Annotated in this window: 11 protein-coding genes; 4 read left to right on the top strand and 7 right to left on the bottom strand. The window is 66.4% G+C overall.

Annotated features, from left to right (window positions below):
• Nucleotides 1-7 precede the first annotated feature (7 nt).
• From EOW66_RS01110 to capB, 7 genes are all read right to left on the bottom strand, one after another.
• Nucleotides 8-868 carry a substrate-binding periplasmic protein gene (locus tag EOW66_RS01110; RefSeq protein WP_128154166.1) on the bottom strand — a complete coding sequence of 287 codons (861 nt, stop codon included), beginning with the start codon at nt 866-868 and terminating at the stop codon, nt 8-10.
• Between the two features lie 380 nt (nt 869-1,248).
• Nucleotides 1,249-1,614, bottom strand: coding sequence for a hypothetical protein (locus tag EOW66_RS01105; RefSeq protein WP_128154165.1), 366 nt, complete (start codon nt 1,612-1,614; stop codon nt 1,249-1,251).
• A 26-nt stretch (nt 1,615-1,640) separates the two neighbouring features.
• Nucleotides 1,641-3,605 carry an oxidoreductase gene (locus EOW66_RS01100; RefSeq protein ID WP_128154163.1) on the bottom strand — a complete coding sequence of 655 codons (1,965 nt, stop codon included), beginning with the start codon at nt 3,603-3,605 and terminating at the stop codon, nt 1,641-1,643.
• Nucleotides 3,606-3,770: 165 nt separating this feature from the next.
• Nucleotides 3,771-4,487 (bottom strand): GntR family transcriptional regulator, encoded by a 717-nt coding sequence (locus tag EOW66_RS01095; RefSeq protein WP_128154162.1) that lies wholly within the window; start codon nt 4,485-4,487, stop codon nt 3,771-3,773.
• Between the two features lie 268 nt (nt 4,488-4,755).
• Nucleotides 4,756-6,102: a purine-cytosine permease family protein gene (locus tag EOW66_RS01090; protein ID WP_128154160.1), complete on the bottom strand. Its 1,347-nt coding sequence runs from the start codon at nt 6,100-6,102 to the stop codon at nt 4,756-4,758.
• Between the two features lie 77 nt (nt 6,103-6,179).
• Nucleotides 6,180-8,306 carry a caprolactamase subunit alpha gene (gene capA, locus EOW66_RS01085; RefSeq protein ID WP_128154158.1) on the bottom strand — a complete coding sequence of 709 codons (2,127 nt, stop codon included), beginning with the start codon at nt 8,304-8,306 and terminating at the stop codon, nt 6,180-6,182.
• An 88-nt stretch (nt 8,307-8,394) separates the two neighbouring features.
• The gene (gene capB, locus EOW66_RS01080; RefSeq protein ID WP_128154156.1) at nt 8,395-10,143 is read right to left on the bottom strand and encodes a caprolactamase subunit beta; all 1,749 of its coding nucleotides are present in this window, start codon (nt 10,141-10,143) and stop codon (nt 8,395-8,397) included.
• 318 nt (nt 10,144-10,461) lie between these two features.
• Between capB and EOW66_RS01075 the strand changes: the two genes are divergently transcribed.
• The 4 genes from EOW66_RS01075 to EOW66_RS01060 all read left to right on the top strand — a co-directional run bounded on the left by EOW66_RS01075 (nt 10,462) and on the right by EOW66_RS01060 (nt 15,209).
• On the top strand, nt 10,462-11,406 hold the full coding sequence (locus EOW66_RS01075; protein WP_128154155.1) for an AraC-like ligand-binding domain-containing protein: 945 nt from the start codon (nt 10,462-10,464) through the stop codon (nt 11,404-11,406).
• 434 nt (nt 11,407-11,840) lie between these two features.
• Nucleotides 11,841-13,046, top strand: coding sequence for a hypothetical protein (locus EOW66_RS01070; RefSeq protein ID WP_128154153.1), 1,206 nt, complete (start codon nt 11,841-11,843; stop codon nt 13,044-13,046).
• Between the two features lie 118 nt (nt 13,047-13,164).
• Nucleotides 13,165-13,704: a TRAP transporter small permease gene (locus EOW66_RS01065; RefSeq protein ID WP_164880984.1), complete on the top strand. Its 540-nt coding sequence runs from the start codon at nt 13,165-13,167 to the stop codon at nt 13,702-13,704.
• Nucleotides 13,704-15,209 carry a TRAP transporter large permease gene (locus tag EOW66_RS01060; protein WP_128154149.1) on the top strand — a complete coding sequence of 502 codons (1,506 nt, stop codon included), beginning with the start codon at nt 13,704-13,706 and terminating at the stop codon, nt 15,207-15,209. The genes EOW66_RS01065 and EOW66_RS01060 overlap by 1 nt, the downstream gene beginning before the upstream one ends.
• Nucleotides 15,210-15,219 lie beyond the last annotated feature (10 nt).

Below are 15,219 nucleotides of genomic sequence, written 5' to 3'. Positions count from 1 at the left end.
GGTCTGCTCAGTAGCCGACCTTGCTCAGCAGGTCTGAGGTGTCCGGCAGGCCCCACTTCTCGTTCAGCATCTTGATCGTGCCATCGGCGCGATATTCGGCCAGCAGGAAGTTGACTGCGTTCAGCAGGTCGGGCTCCCGCGCGTTGACGCAGAAACCGCCAACCCCGACAAGGGTCGGTTCCGGAAGGACCTTGAACTGGTCACCGCCCTCGGATTTCAGCAGCGCACCCGCCGCGGTGAGGTTCGTGCCGTAGACGTCGATCTGCTTGTTCATCAGCGCAAGGCGCGACTCGGTCACGCCCGGCAGCCCCAACGTGTCGTTCAGATCCGTGCCGACCTTGTCGGCGAGGGCCTTCAGTTCCATCTCCCCCTTGACACCGCCCAGTTTCTTGCCCGCCATCGCGGCGAAACTGTCGATCCCGGAGTCCTTGCGCACGACGGCGACATCGACCTGAACCTTGATCGGGCGGGTCAGGAAGAAGTCCTTCGAGGTCAGCCGGTCATTGTTCCAGCTGGCGCTTTCACAGCCGAGGTCGAACCGGTTCGCCGCCAGCCCCGGCATCACGCCGGCCCAGTCAGAGCGCACAAAGACCGGCTCCAGCCCGAGATCCTTGGCCATCTTGGTCCACAGGTCGATACGCGCGCCTTCGAGCTCGCCCTTGTCGTTGACCAGCGTCTCGCCCGCGGTCTTGCCGGTGGTGACGATCATGAGCTTGCCGTCCTCGACCAGATGCGCGAGCGGCCAGGGATTGGGGCGCTCCAGTTTGACCTGCAGCGAGCCGAGCGATTCCTGTGCCGCGGCGAACCCGGCCGGGAGCAAGGTCAGAGCCGCGACGGTCACTCCGGCGGCGAAGTCCATGATTTTCATCGTTTCTGATCCTCTGTCAGTCGGTGAGCCGGGATTTTCGCGACCGGCGTGATACCAGATAGGGCTCCGGCCAAGAGGAGTTCAACTAGAAATCTTTTGTAATATATCAGCATTCATGTTTTGCAGATGGCAGTGGTGGGGCACGCTCAATGATATGGCGATCATGTCAGTTATTGAGCGGAAAAAGAACGTGGCACCGGCCGGGACGAGACCGGCTGGCCGGGACTTTTCGCGGGGCGGCGCTGTGCGATTCCGCCGCGCGGCCGGCGCCCGGGAAAGCGGGGCTTCGGGGGGAGGGGGCGGAATGCAGACAGCCCCGCGGTCTTCCCGGCGGGGCTGCGCGATCCAGTCTTTTCCGGGCGTCGCCGCCCGCGCGACACTTACATGTCGCCATGTTCCTTCGACGGGTTCGCAGCCACGGCCACGATCAGCCCGGCCTCGCCGATGATGTGCTTGTAGCGGTAGTTTTTGGGCAGATACATCGCATCCCCCTGCTTGAAGATATGCTCTTCGCCGGTGCCCTCGACAATCTGACGCGACCAGCCGTGCAGGCAATACAGGATCACTTCATTGACGCCGTTGCCTTCCACCATCACCTCGAAATTGGGCATGTAGGTGGTGATGTGAAAGGACAGGCTCGAGCCGTTCTGCTTCTTGGTGATCAGCCGATGGCTGAATTCCTTGCCGGGGTGAACCCAGGTCAGCGGAACGTCTTCCTGGCGCGACCACTGGATCTTCTCTTCCATTTCCTTCTTCCTTCGATTGCCGATGATTAAAGGGTGAGTGCGGCTTCGTAACCGTCCAGGAACGCTGCCTCGATGTCGCGCGGAGCGTAGGCGTCGCCGATCGCGCGCAGGATGCCGACCCTGTCCTGCAACTGCCCCATCAGCTCATCGCGTGGCAGCCCCGGGTCGGCCAGAACGATCGTGTCATAGGTTCGTGGCGGCAGATTCTCGCGGGTGAAGACCTGCTCCAGCGTGACCGTGCCGCCGTCGAACAGCACGGGCCGGGTCGAGGGCAGAAAGGTCACGCCATGGCGGCCGGCCTCGCGGTAGAACAGCGCGAGGTTCTGCTTGACCAGATTGTAGCCGGCAAAAATGCTCTGGGTGCTCAGGTCGACCTTGCGGCCCAGCCGCGCCAGGTGGATCGCGGTGGCGATGCCCGGGGTGCGGTTGATGTTGTCGATCACCAGCACCCGGTCGCCGCAGCTTTCGGGGGTCAGCATCGCCGCGTCGACGATCAGGCTCGGAGCGGTTTCCTCGCCCGGAACGTGCAGCTTGCCGGGTTTCGAACCGGTGGCCAGAAACACCGCGTCGGGGCCCCCGGCGAGGATTTCCGCGGCGCCGACCGCGTGGCCCAGCCGCAGTGTGACCCCCAGATGTGCCAGTTCCGAAGCCTTGTGCGCGATCATCCGCCCCCATTCGGAACGGCCGACGGGCAGCTTTGCAATGTTCATTCGCCCGCCCAGCTCGTCGTGCTGATCGAACAGGGTGACTGTGTGGCCACGCATCGCCGCGATGCGGGCCGATTCCAGCCCCGCTGGGCCGGCGCCGACAATGCAGAGTTTCAGCGATTTCGCCGCCGGGGCCAGCCCGTACCAGCGGATCTCACGGCCGGTGGTGGGGTTGCCGACGCAGGAGATGTGCTTGCCGCGGTGCAGCCGTCCGAAGCAGGCCTGTTCGCAACCGACGCAGGGGGTGATCCGGTCGACCTCGCCGCGTGCGGCCTTGGCCGGCAGGTCGGGGTCGGCGATCAGCGGCCGCACCATCCCGGCCATGTCGGCCTGTCCGGCGGCCAGCAGCTTTTCGGCCTCGGCGGCGGTGTGGATACGCGTCGCGTGCAGGATCTTCACGCCCGGGCAGGCGGCACGCAGGCGGCCCGCGAGCGGCGCAAAGGGGGCGAAGGGCAGGCCCATCGGCGGTTCGTGCAACATGTTCGAAATCAGGTTGCCGTCATTGCCGGCACTGACGTCGATGTAGTCGAGGGCGCCGGCCTCGACCAGCATCGGGCAGATTTCTTCCATGTCGTCGATGCTCAGCCCGCCGGGCATCAGCTCGTCGGCCGAGACCCGGATGCCAAGCGGCACATTCGGGCCGATCTCGGCGCGGACGGCGGCCAGCACCTCGCGCGGCAGTCGGGTGCGGTTCTCCAGCGAGCCGCCGTAGGCGTCGGTGCGGTGATTGGTCAGCGGGGACAGGAATTGCATCAGCAGCAGGCCATGGCCGCAATGGACCTCAATCCCGTCGAGCCCGGCGGTCAGGTTGCGGCGCGCTGCTGCGGCGAAGGCGGCGATCAGTTCCCTGATCTCGGCGAGCGAGACGGCGTGGGCGACCTCGCCGTATTTCTGGTCGAAGGTGGCTGAGGCTGACCACAGCGGTGCGGGCTTGGCCGAAGAGGACAGCCCCATGTGCCCGAGATAGCCGAAGATCTTCGCCCCGTGTTCGTGCACCGCCTGCGCCACGTCGCGCAGCCCCGGGATGATCCGGTCGTCGTAGTTGCACAGGAGCCCGGTGATCCCCGGCGAGGAGGGATGCACCTGCTGCGTGCCCAGCATGATCAGGCCGACGCCCCCCTTCGCACGTTCGCGGTAATAGGCGACGGTCTGGGCGTTGGGTGTGCCGTCTGTCGGCATTCCCGTTCCGTGGCCGGTCATGACGATCCGGTTGCGGATCGGACACCCGTTGATGGAAAGGTGCCGGAACAGGTTGGGAAAGTGGGCAGGATCAGTGCTGGACATGAGAGGGGGACCGTCCGGGATCGGTGAGGTGCCCGGCGCCCGATGCGCCGTGTGATATATTTAGAAAATATTTATTGTGAGATGTCCAGCGTAAAACGCCGATGGCCCGGATGTCACGTCGGCCTGAGGGGAGCGCGCGTAAGGAACGGCCGCGCCCGCCCGGTTCTAAAGTGAAATGTCGCTGGCATTCATCGCCAGCGCCATCAGCAGCCCGTGCCGGGTGGCGTTGTTGTGGCTGGTCAGGATCGCCCGCGAGGCCTCGGGATCACGCGACGCAAGAATGTCAACGATCTCCTGATGCTGCTTGTTGGTTTCGGTGTTCACGTCGCGCAGCGTCGCGCCAAGATAGAAGAACCGTTCCAGCTCGTTGATCTGCCGCTCCAGCAGCTTCACCAGCCGGCCATTGCCGGAAGCCCGTGCGATCGCGAGATGGAAGTGCCGGTTGGCGTCGATGAAATAGTCCAGGGTCCGCTCGGTTCCGGGATCGTAGCTGGCCTTGGCGAGGCGCGAGAGTTCCTCGATCTCGGCATCGGTGATCCGTTTCGCGGCCAGCTCGGCGGTGCCCGCCTCGATGATCGTGCGCAGGTCGAACAGCTCGTTGATATCCCCGAGGGTGATGGGGGCCACCTGATAACCGCGGCGCGGGAAGGTCCGGATCAACCCGTCGAGACGCAGCGCGGCGAGGGCTTCGCGCACCGGCGTCTTCGAGACTTCGAACCTTGCGGCCAGCTCGGCCTCGGACAGCTCCGACCCGGGCTTGAGTTTGCAGCGCAGGATTTCGTGACGCAGCGACTGATAGACCTTTTCGGTAAGGGACAGGGGCTTGGTGGCCTTGCCGTCGGTTTGCGAGGAATGAAGGAGGGCGGCCGGCTTGGCGGTCATGGTGGTTTTGTCCAGGGAAGGAATTTCTGATATTTCTATCTGTATATTAATCGCCTCAGGGTGGCAACCTTAGGGGCGCGGTTGGGGTTTGTTGCACATATCGGTGCGCGGAACTCATGTCTGGAAACCGGAAGCCCGGATGAAGATGGAGAAAAATCCCGCGGCAGGTCCGGCGGAAAATTCCGGATGTAGATGATTTCCGCCGGGTCGCCACATCGCGCTTGCGGTGACGGCAGATGCCGCGGCCTTTCCGGCCGCGGCGAAAGTGTCATGCGTTGCGCACGGCCGTCCGCAGTCCGAGAAGCGGATGAAGGATGAGGTAGGCCACGGCCGCAACGAGGAACGTCGCCGGCGCGGAGACTGCAGCCCAGGCGCCGCCAAGGACGTGCAGGACGAGGCCGGTCCCCGCGCTCAGGAGCCATGCCGTCATCCCCGCGCGATTGACGTTCGGCGTTTCGGCGAGGCTCGAATGCAGCCGGTCCTCGTTGGCGCCGCCGCGGCCCTCGGTCAGGATATGGGTCATCGCCACCGCGACCCAGGCGACGACGAAGATCCCCTGCCAGGCCAGCGCCTGCAGGATGTAGGCAAAGACATCCGCCATCATCAGGGCATAGACCACGACCCCGGTCACGCAGGCCCAGATCACGCGCGGCAGGTGCAGCCGGAAGGCGGTCTCGGCGAAGCTCTCCATGTTCACTGCGGCAAGGTAATAGTTCGCGGTGTTGATCCGGGTCTGCGAGATCCAGACGAAGCCGAGCCCGGCAAGGCCCATCAGCTTGATCAGTGCCAGCACCACCGAGACCTCGCTCACCGCGCCGCCGGTGGGCAGGCTGGCGGCGAGGAAGATGCCGGCCAGGCCGTTGAGCAGGAAGGCCACGGCATAGAACGGCGCGCCGAAGGTGAAGCCCGCGTGAAAGCCCGCGTCCTCGGTCTTGCCGAAGCGGGCGTAATCGTAGGTGTACATCATCAGCACCCACACGCCCATGTAGGCGACGAAGCAGTCCCACCAGCCGCCGGCCGGCGCGCCGCCCTCGGGGCCAAGTGCCAGCCAGGCGTCGGAATAGCCGTATTCGGCGACCGCCAGTCCGATCGCGGCCAGGAGCCCCAGCAGGTAGAAGGGCAGCAGCACGCCATTGAGCTTGTCGAGCCAGTTCTGGATCGAGCCGAAGATCAGCGCGACCGAATAGACGACAACGATGCCCGCAGCGAGCGGATAGGCGAGCCCGGCATAGTCCTGCAGCGCGAGCGCCATCACCGACCCCTCGAACACCGCATAATAGATCGCCGTGGCGAAGAAGATCAGCGTCGCCACCGCGGCGCCGGTGCGCCCGAGCAGGATGCGCGAGAACAGCGACACGCTCAGCCCGGTGCGGATCGCGTGGCGGGCAAGCACCGCGTTCACCACCGCATAGGCGATCACCGACAGCACTAGCCCGATGATTGCGTTGCGCGCGCCATAGGCAAGCGCCAGCGAGGCCGCCACCACCAGATAGAACATCGCCGAGCAGACCGACCACCAGGCCATCGTCAGCGGCAGCCGCCCCATCCGCGCGTCGCGCGGCACCGGGCGGTCAGAGAATTCGAGCTCTTCCGAGCCCTCCAGTTTTCCGGCCATTGCGGAAACTCCCTGTTGTTGTGTGTTTTGTCGTTCGGGGGCGGGGGGCCGGCGTGCGGCCCCGCCGCGGGGGGCGCTTACGCGTCTTCGGTCTGCGCCGCAGCGGCCTCGGCCACGGCCGGCTCCGCCTCGGCGAGCGTCAGGACATAGACGCCCGTCGGGTCGAGCTCGGCCGTCCAGCCCGGCTCGATCACGATCGTCGTCGTCACCTCCTGGATCACCGCCGGCCCGAGAATGCGGTCGCCCGCACCGAGCTTCGCGCCCTCGTAAACGGGGGTGTCCTGATGCGTGCCGTCGGCCGCGAAGATCATCTCGCGGGTGCCGGCAAGGGCCGCGTGCGACCCCAGTCCCGGTGCGATCGTCATCCGCGCGGGCTTGTCGACGGCGCCGGTCAGCGCGCTTTCGACATTCACCACCTCGACCACGCTGCCCGGTTCCGAATAGGTGTAAAGCTCTTCGTGGCGGGCGTGGAAGGCGGCCTTGAGACGCTCGAGCGCGGCCTCGGTCACCTCGAAGGGCTCGACCGAGACGGTGCATTCATGCACCTGCCCGACATAGCGCATGTCGAGCGAACGCAGCACCGAGACGCGCTCGGCCCCGAAGCCGTCGCCGGCCAGATCGGTGCGGCCCTTCGCCTCGAGTTCCTTGAAGAGGGCGTCGAGCTTCGCCGCCGCCTCGGCGCCTTCAAGCCGCACCGGCGCCGGCGCCATGTAGTTGTATTTCACGTCCGAGATGATCTGGCCGAAGGCGCACAGCCCCGAGGCAAGCTTCGAGATCAGCACCTTGCGGATGCCCATCTCGCGGGCGAGCGCGGTGATATGGGCGGCCGTCGCCCCGCCGGCGCAGTTCAGCACGAAGTCGCGCGGGTCATAGCCGCGCTCGACCGAGACGCGCCGGATCGCGTTCACCATGTTGTTGTTGACGATGGTGAACATGCCATGCGCGGCCTTCTCGACGCTGATGCCAAGCGGTGCGGCCAGATGCGTCTCGATCGCACGGCGGGCTTTTCCCACGTTCAGCGGCAGCCGCCCGCCGACGAGCCCGTCGGGGTTCAGATAGCCCAGAACCAGGTTCGCGTCGGTGGTGGTCGGCTGCTCGCCGCCCTGGTCATAGCAGGCCGGCCCGGGCTCGGAGCCCGCCGATTGCGGCCCCATCTGCAGCAGTCCGATCTCGTCGATCCAGCCGATCGAGCCGCCGCCCGCGCCCAGGGTCTCGACCTGGATCATCGGGATGCCGATGCGGTAGCGCAGGAAGTCGATGTCCTTCGAGACATTGGCGCGGCCGTTGCGGGTCAGGGTGATGTCAAACGAGGTGCCGCCCATGTCGACGGTGATGATGTCCTCCATCCCCCAGGGCTCGCCGAGGTAGAGCGCCGCCTGCGGCGCCGAGGCCGGGCCCGAGTTGATCGCATAGACCGACTGGTCCGACACCACCCGGCCAAGCGCCAGCCCGCCGTTCGACTGGAAGTAGCGCACCGGGGCGCGCGCGCCGAGCGACTGGAAATAGCCGTCGACCTTCTCGACATAGCCCGCGAGGATCGGCGCCAGATAGGCGTTCACGATCGCCGTCGAGGTGCGGGTGTATTCGCGCACCTGCGGATAGAGCGCGCTGCCCAGCGTGAGGCGCACGCCCGGCATCATCTCGCGCACGATCTCGCCGGCGCGGCGCTCGTGGGCGGGGTGCAGCACCGACCAGACGAAGGAGATCGCGACCGACTCGACGCCCTCGGCGAGGAAATGGCGGCAGGCCTCGCGCACGTCCTCCTCGTTCAGCGCGCTGTGGACAGTGCCGGTCGACAGCACCCGCTCGCGCACGCCGCGGCGCAGATAGCGCGGCACCAGCATCCGCGCCGGCGGATAGTCGGGGTCGTAGCGATAGCCGTCTTCCTTGTGGCCGAGGCGGATCTCGATGCTGTCCTGATGGCCGGCCGTGGCGATCAGCCCGGTGCGCGCGCCCTTGTGCTGGATCAGCGCGTTCAGCCCGACGGTGGTGCCGTTGATGCACAGATCGGCGTTCGAGACGATCTCGCGCGGTGTGATGCCGGTCTCTTCCTCGATCAGGGCGAGGCCGTTCTGGATCGCGCGGGTCGGGTCCTGCGGCGTCGAGAGTGCCTTGAAGATCCGCACACCGCCGCTGCGGTCGGCGAGGATGAAGTCGGTGAAGGTGCCGCCGGCGTCGATGCCGAGGCGGTATTGGTTCTGCATGGGATGGGTCCTTGACTGTGGCCGGGGTCGCGCGGGGGGCTGCCTGCCCCCCGGTCCCCCCGGAGGTATTTCGGGCAAGATGAAGGGATCAGGCCGAGCGCAGCGCGCGCGTCGCCGCGGCATCGACGGCGAGCGTCGCGCGGTCGGTGATGACGACGCCATAATCGAGCCGGGCGCCCTCGAGGCTGACGAGGCCGTTCTTCACGTCCTCGACCACACGGGCGATGTCGCGCTCGAACGGGTTGCCATAGCCGCCGCCGCCGGGGTTCATGTTGGCGGCGCGCTCGCCCGGGCGGATCGTCTCGATCACGTTCTCGGTGATCACGGTGGTCTCGCCGCCGCGCGTCACCTCGAGCCGGCCGACCTTCGGCGGCACCAGTGCCGAGCGCGCGCCCGAGGCGCCCATCGCCGGGATCCGCCGGCCCTCGCCGAAGGTGACGAGGGTCATCGGCGCATCGAGCGGTTCGACCTCCCAGCGGGTGCCGGAACCGCCGCGGTTGCGCCCGGCCCCGCCCGAATCCTCCATCAGCCCGTATTCGTGGATGATGATCGGATAGGAATGCTCGAGCATCTCGATGTCGCCCGAATGCAGCGCGCCGAAGCAGCATTCCGGCCCGCAGGCGTGCCAGCCGTCCTGCGTCGCCGTGGCGCCGGCGCCCGAGATGATCGAGGCCAGCACCATGGTGACGTATTCCTCGTCGTGGCGCTTGTCCCAGCCGGCGATGTTGCAGCCGTTCGCATGGCCCCAGCTCGCCGAGACCTTGGCAGGCGCCGCCTGCTCGAAGGCCAGACGCACGGCGTCGGTCAGGGTCTCCATCGGCGTCGTGGTGCAGTTCATGTGCGGCGCCGGGGATTGCGCGTTGCACAGCGTGCCCTTCGGCCCCATGTCGGTCGAGACGCAGCGATAGAGCCCCTCGTTGTAGGGCGGCGGCAGCTGCGCGAACATCATCAGCCCGAGATAGACACCCGAATGGCTGTTGCCCTCGTAGGAGTTGATGAAATAGGGCACCTGCGGCGGCGAGCTGACGGCAATGTGGCAATTGTCGCCGCTGATGGTGACGGTCGCGGTGATCTCGAAATCGCCCAGGCCGTGGCCCGCGTCCTCGAGGATCGCGGTGCCCGAATAGGTGCCGTCGGGCACCGCCGCGATCAGCTTGCGCATATGCGCCTCGGCCATGTCGAGCAGCTCGGCGATGCAGTCCTGCACCACCTGCTTGCCGTATTTGTCCATCATCCCCTTGAGGTTGCGCGCCCCCACCTGACAGGCGCCGATCAGCGCGTTGAAATCGCCCTCCTGATCGCGGCGGGCGCGCATGTTGGTCAGGATCATGTTCATCACGTCGTGGCGCGGCACGCCGCGGTCCCAGATCTTCACCGGCGGAATCCGCAGCCCCTCGGCGAAGATCTCGGTGGCATTCGGGTTGTAGCCCGCCGGCACCGGCCCGCCGACATCGGTCAGATGGCCCTTGCACACCGTCCAGAACACCAGCTCGCCCTGATAGAACACCGGCATGTACATGCAGGTGTCGATGATGTGGCTGCCGCCATAGGCGGGGTCGTTGTGCAAGATCAGGTCACCCTCGTGGATCTCGCCCTCGAAGAAACGCGCCACCGATTTCATCGCCGGGATCAGCGAGCCGAGATGGATCGGGATGTCCTGGCCCTGCAGGATCATCTCGGGCGCGCCGTTGAACAGCGCGGTCGAATAGTCATGCGCCAGGTTGAAGACGGAGCTGCGCGCCGTCTGCTCGAGCGCGAGCGTCATCTCGCGCTGTGTCGTTTCCAGAACGCCCCGCACCACGGAAAGCGTGATCGGGTCCACCTTGCGTCTTGTCATGCCCTGTCGGTCCTTGTGTTCAGGGACAGCGGGCATGCGAAAACCGGGCCGCCGGGGGCGGGTCATGTCAGTTCTCCCTGTTCGCACGGGCCGCTGTCCGGCCTCGCATTGTCCTGTCAGGCTGCGCGACTCGGGGGGCGCGATCTTGCACGCGGATGCGCAAAAACTTGTCACTCAGCGCGCCCGGCTGCCGGTTTTGTCATTCCGCGCACCGGGATTTGTCGCCGGGTGCGCAAGCCGGGCGGCTGTCGCGAAAACGTCTTGATCGACGGGGCGCGGCGCGGTTACCGATTCGAAAAGCGCAACGGGAGACTGCGCATGGAGGTCGTTGCCCGCCACACCGACGAGGTTGCCCCGCCGCTGCGCGCGCGGTTCTGGTCCGGCACCATCGCCGAGGCCTATTTTCCGCTCGACCTCACCTTCCGCGACGCCGCCCGCTTCTCGGGCCGGATCGAGCGGCGCGCGATGGGGCCGGTGTCGCTGTCGCGGCTGATGACCGAGCCCGCGCAATACGAGCGCCTGCCAAGCCACCTCCGCGCCGGTGCCGAGGAGGAATTCCTGATCACCATCCCGCGGTTGAGCCCGGTGGCTTTCCGCCAGCTCGGCCGCGAGGTGGTCTGCGACCCGGGCGGTTTCCTGATCGAACGCGGCGACGCGCCCTATCGCTTTTCCTATGGCGCGACGAACGAGCTGTGCGTGCTGAAGATCTCGAAACGCGGCCTGTCGGAGAAACTGCGCGGCCCCGACCGGTTCTGCGCCCGGGTCTTTGACGGGCGCGACGGGGTGGCCGGGCTCTTCACCCAGACGGTGCGGACGCTGCAGGGGTTGCCGCGGGCCGACGAATACGCCGCCGAGGTGCTGGGCCGGCAGGTGGTCGAGCTGCTGGCGCTGGCGCTGGATCGCCAGTCCGAGGCGGTCGAGGGCGCCACGAGCGCGGTGCGCGCCGCGCATCTGCGCCGGGCCGAGCAGGTGATCCGCGCCCGCCTCTCCGACCCGGATCTGTCGCCCGAGATCGTGGCGCAGGCCTGCGCGATCTCGAAACGCTACCTGCACGAGCTGTTTGGCGAGACGAATGCGACGGTGGCGCAGTTCATCCGCGAAAGCCGGCTGATTGCCGCGCGCGACGCGCTGCGCACCACCCCCGGCGCCTCGATCGCCGACATCGCCTATCGCTTCGGCTTTTCCGATCAGGCGCAGTTCTCGCGCCTGTTCCGGGCGATGTTCGGGCTGACCCCCTCGGCCTGCCGCCGCGGCGAGGACTAGACCGCGCCGCGCCCGGGCGCGGGCCGATGCGCAACCTGTGGCTCTGAGGGTATGACCGCCCCGATCGCATCTGTGTGCCAAGGTGGGGCTGCCGCGATCCCGCAAGGAGCGCGGTCCTGTCGGAGACGACCGTGATCGTCTTGCTTGCGGCGCTTCCGGCACCTGAAATCAAGGGGTCCTGAGCCTGGCGAGATGTCCGGCTTTCGGCGCGCCAGATCAGACCGTTGCGCAACACCGCCGATGCGGGGGGGGGGGAACAACCCTCGCTGCTGCGGCGGTGTCTGCGGTTGACGGAAAAATATTTTTCGATAATTAATCGATTCCAGGTGCTGGATTCGCTTTTGCGATGCCATGTGACGCGCTGGACCTGGACGGGAGGGGGACGGGGCCGGCGGAGCGCAGCGATTCAGCTTTGTTTACGGGAGGAGACAGCAATGAAGATCATGATGACGGGGGCCGTGCTGACGGCGGCGCTCTTTGCACCCCTGGCCGTTTCGGCCGAAACGCTGGCGGATATGAAGCCGATGACGTTGCGCGTGGCCTCGCTTTACGGGCCCGACAACTGGTTCACGGCGCCGATGGAGGCCTTTACCGCGCGGCTGGAAAAGCGCAGCGGAGGCAAGCTGAAATTCGAATATTACTACGCCGGCAGTCTTGTGCCGGCGCAGGAGCTGACCTCGGGGCTCGGGGCTGGGCTGTTCGATTTCGGCTTCGTTCTGCCGGCCTATGAGCCGGCGAAATTCTCGGTGGACGAGTGGCAGGGCAGTCTGGCGATTCCGAGCGAACAGAACCCGATCCTCGAAGTGGCGACCGCCGCATTGGCCGGGTATGAATGGAACGCCGGACTGACCGCGCACACGCAGCAGCTGCTGGATGCCGGGATCATGCCGGTGATGCCGTCCTTCTCGATCACCGGCCCCTATGGTCTGCTGTGCAAGGAAGACAATTCGAGCCTTTCTGAGCTCGCTGGCAAACGCAGCCGGGTCGCGGGGGAAACCTGGACCAAGGAGGCGCAGAACCTCGGGCTGACTCCGGTCGCGCTGCCGATCACCGAGGTCTATCAGGCCTTCCAGTCCGGCGTGATCGACTGCTGGATGGGGGGGCTTGCCGACGCGGGGGCCAACGGGTTCTTCGATCACGGCAAGTATTTCAACCTGGGGATGGGGCTGACGGCCTATGCGCAGGCGGTCTATGGCTTCAATCTCGAGACCTGGAATGCCTTCCCGCAGGATCTGAAGGAGATCATCTGGGACGAGACCGCGCAATATGCCTCGGAGCTGCTGGAAGCCGCGCTGCGGCAGCAGTTGCGCGCGGCGAAATCCAGCATCGAGAGCGGGGTCGTCTATACGACGCCGGATGCCGACATGCGCCAGAAGGTCGATGCCCATCACGATGCCGTCCGCGCCGATGCCGTCGCCACCAGCCCGGCAGAGGTTGCCGATCCCGCCCGCGAGGTTGCGCGCCTGACGGAGCTGCGGGCGAAATGGCGCGGCTTGCTCAGCGACAACCTCGGGTTCGGGGGGGATTACACCTCCTGGGGGGATTTCGTGGCCAAGGGCGGAGAGCTGCCGGATTTCGCCCCGCTTAAGGCGCAGATCCTGGCCGAGATCGTCACCCCGTATAGCGCAACGCAGCCCTGACGCGCCGCGGCGGGCGGGCTGGGCACGGCCCATGTCGCCCGCAGCGCCGCGCTGCATGTCCCCATCCGCCATTGCCTGCCCGCCCGAGGCTGCGCAATCGCCATTTGCGAGAACTCCCATGATATCGATCCCAGGCAAACGGAAGCTGCCAATCTGGCGCGCGGGGAAGGCCGCGCTCACCGGACTGGGGAGCGTCTGTCTTTACGTGCTGATCTTGCTGACCTTCGCCGACGTCGTGTCGCGCAACATGTTCAATACGCCCATTCCCGGGGCGCTCGAGGTCACGGAATACTGGCTGATGGTGCCGATGGTCTTTGTCGGCATCTGGTGGGCCGGTGTCAGCCATGAACATGTGCGGGTCTCGATGCTGACCGAAGTTCTGGGCCGCAATGCGCTGAAACTGGCGGACGGTATCGTGGCGGTGCTGTCGATCCTGATCTTGCTGAAGATGGCGTGGCTTGGCTTTCACGTCGCGTTCGAGAGCATGACCGACGGCGAATATGCCGGTGCCTACAAGATCGCCATCTGGCCCGTGCGCTTTGTGACGGCCGTGGGCTTTCTGAGCTTCGCGCTGGTCATTGCACAGCATCTCTACGTCGTTCTGTCCGGGGCGAGCCCCGATGCGGATGAGCCCATGGAAAGCCCGGAGGCGCTGTGATGACCCAGCAGATGACACCGATTTCTGACCTTGCCACCCCTGTCCCGGCCGATGTGCAGCCGTGGAAGGGCGTGTCCTGGGTGATCTTGCTGACGGTGCTCGGCGCGGTCTGTGGCGCGCTGTTCTTCGTCGATATGGCGCGGGAGCTGCGTGCGATCGTGGCACTGGGCATGATGTTCGCGCTGATGGGGCTGGGCATGAGCGTCGGGCTCGCGATGGGGGTTTCGGGCGCGATCGGCCTCTATGCCGTGATGGGCCCGCGTGCGCTTGACACGACGCTGTCGCAGGTGCCCTTCACCACCGCCTCCGGTTCGACCTTCGTCGTGCTGCCGATGTTCGTCTTCATGGGGCTGATGCTCTGGTATTCGGGGATCACCACCAAGCTTTACGCCGCCGCGCGCATCCTGTTCTTCTGGCTGCCCGGCAATCTGGCCGCGACGACCAATATCGCCGGGGCGGGTCTCGGCGCGATCAGCGGCTCGACCGTGGGCAGCACCTATGCGCTTGGCCGGATCGCGATCGCCGAGATGCTGCGCGTTGGCTATGACAAGCGCCTTGCGGTCGGCGCGGTGCTCAGCGCCGGCACCATCGGCCAGCTGATCCCGCCGAGCATCATGATGGTGATCTTCGCGGGCTTCGCCGAGGTGCCGGTCGGGCCGCAGCTGCTCGCGGGCACGATCCCGGGGATCCTGCTGACCCTCGCCTATGTGCTGACCGTGGTGGCAATCGCCGTGCTCCGCCCCGACTGGGTCGGCGCCACCGGGCGCGGCGCGAAGGCCGCGACGGTCGCGGCGGCCCCGGCCCCGAGCCCGCGCGAGAAGCTGCGCATCGTCGCCGCGGCCTGGCCGGTGCCGCTGCTGATCGCGGTGATCTTCGGCGGCCTCGGCGGCGGGTTCCTGACGGTGACCGAATGCGCATCGGTGGGGGCGGTGGGCGCGGCGCTCTATTGCCTTGCCGTGCAGGACGCCCGCAGCTTCCTGCGCTCGCTGTTCGGGGCGGCGCGTGGCACGCTGTCGGCGGTGGGCTCGGTGCTGATCCTGGTCATCGGCGCGGCCATCCTCAGCCGCCTGCTGGCCGTCACCGGCGCCGCGCAATGGCTGTCGCAGAGCATGCGGGAGGTCTCGGGCAATGTCATCGTGTTCTTCGGCCTGCTGATCCTGCTCTATCTCGTGCTCGGGATGTTCATGGATGCGATCGCGATGATGCTGCTGACGGTTCCGCTGATCATGCCGATCGTGGTCGCGGCGGGCTATGATCCGATGTGGTTCGGCGTCTTTCTGGTGCTGATGGCGGAAATCAGCATCCTGACGCCGCCTGTCGGCTTGCTGGTGTTCATCGGTCATCGCATGGCGCAGGATCCCGAGATCAACATCGGCCATCGGATCTCGCTCAAGGACGTTTTTTCCGGCGTCCTGCTGTTCGTGCCGCTGGCTCTGGCCGTGGTGATCGTCATCACGATTTTCCCGGGGCTCGTCACCTGGCTGCCGTCGCAGATGATCCGCTGAGCCGCATGCA

The sequence above is a fragment of the Paenirhodobacter huangdaonensis genome (assembly GCF_004022465.1).
Classification (GTDB): domain Bacteria; phylum Pseudomonadota; class Alphaproteobacteria; order Rhodobacterales; family Rhodobacteraceae; genus Rhodobacter; species Rhodobacter huangdaonensis.
This window is presented reverse-complemented; position numbering and strand designations above follow the sequence as displayed.

What these genes read in the sequence shown, in the direction of transcription:
- EOW66_RS01110 (WP_128154166.1), bottom strand. Translation starts at nt 868, where the DNA reads ATGAAAATCATGGACTTCGCCGCCGGAGTGACCGTCGCGGCTCTGACC.
- EOW66_RS01105 (WP_128154165.1), bottom strand. Translation starts at nt 1,614, where the DNA reads ATGGAAGAGAAGATCCAGTGGTCGCGCCAGGAAGACGTTCCGCTGACC.
- EOW66_RS01100 (WP_128154163.1), bottom strand. Translation starts at nt 3,605, where the DNA reads ATGTCCAGCACTGATCCTGCCCACTTTCCCAACCTGTTCCGGCACCTT.
- EOW66_RS01095 (WP_128154162.1), bottom strand. Translation starts at nt 4,487, where the DNA reads ATGACCGCCAAGCCGGCCGCCCTCCTTCATTCCTCGCAAACCGACGGC.
- EOW66_RS01090 (WP_128154160.1), bottom strand. Translation starts at nt 6,102, where the DNA reads ATGGCCGGAAAACTGGAGGGCTCGGAAGAGCTCGAATTCTCTGACCGC.
- capA (WP_128154158.1), bottom strand. Translation starts at nt 8,306, where the DNA reads ATGCAGAACCAATACCGCCTCGGCATCGACGCCGGCGGCACCTTCACC.
- capB (WP_128154156.1), bottom strand. Translation starts at nt 10,143, where the DNA reads ATGACAAGACGCAAGGTGGACCCGATCACGCTTTCCGTGGTGCGGGGC.
- EOW66_RS01075 (WP_128154155.1), top strand. Translation starts at nt 10,462, where the DNA reads ATGGAGGTCGTTGCCCGCCACACCGACGAGGTTGCCCCGCCGCTGCGC.
- EOW66_RS01070 (WP_128154153.1), top strand. Translation starts at nt 11,841, where the DNA reads ATGAAGATCATGATGACGGGGGCCGTGCTGACGGCGGCGCTCTTTGCA.
- EOW66_RS01065 (WP_164880984.1), top strand. Translation starts at nt 13,165, where the DNA reads ATGATATCGATCCCAGGCAAACGGAAGCTGCCAATCTGGCGCGCGGGG.
- EOW66_RS01060 (WP_128154149.1), top strand. Translation starts at nt 13,704, where the DNA reads ATGACCCAGCAGATGACACCGATTTCTGACCTTGCCACCCCTGTCCCG.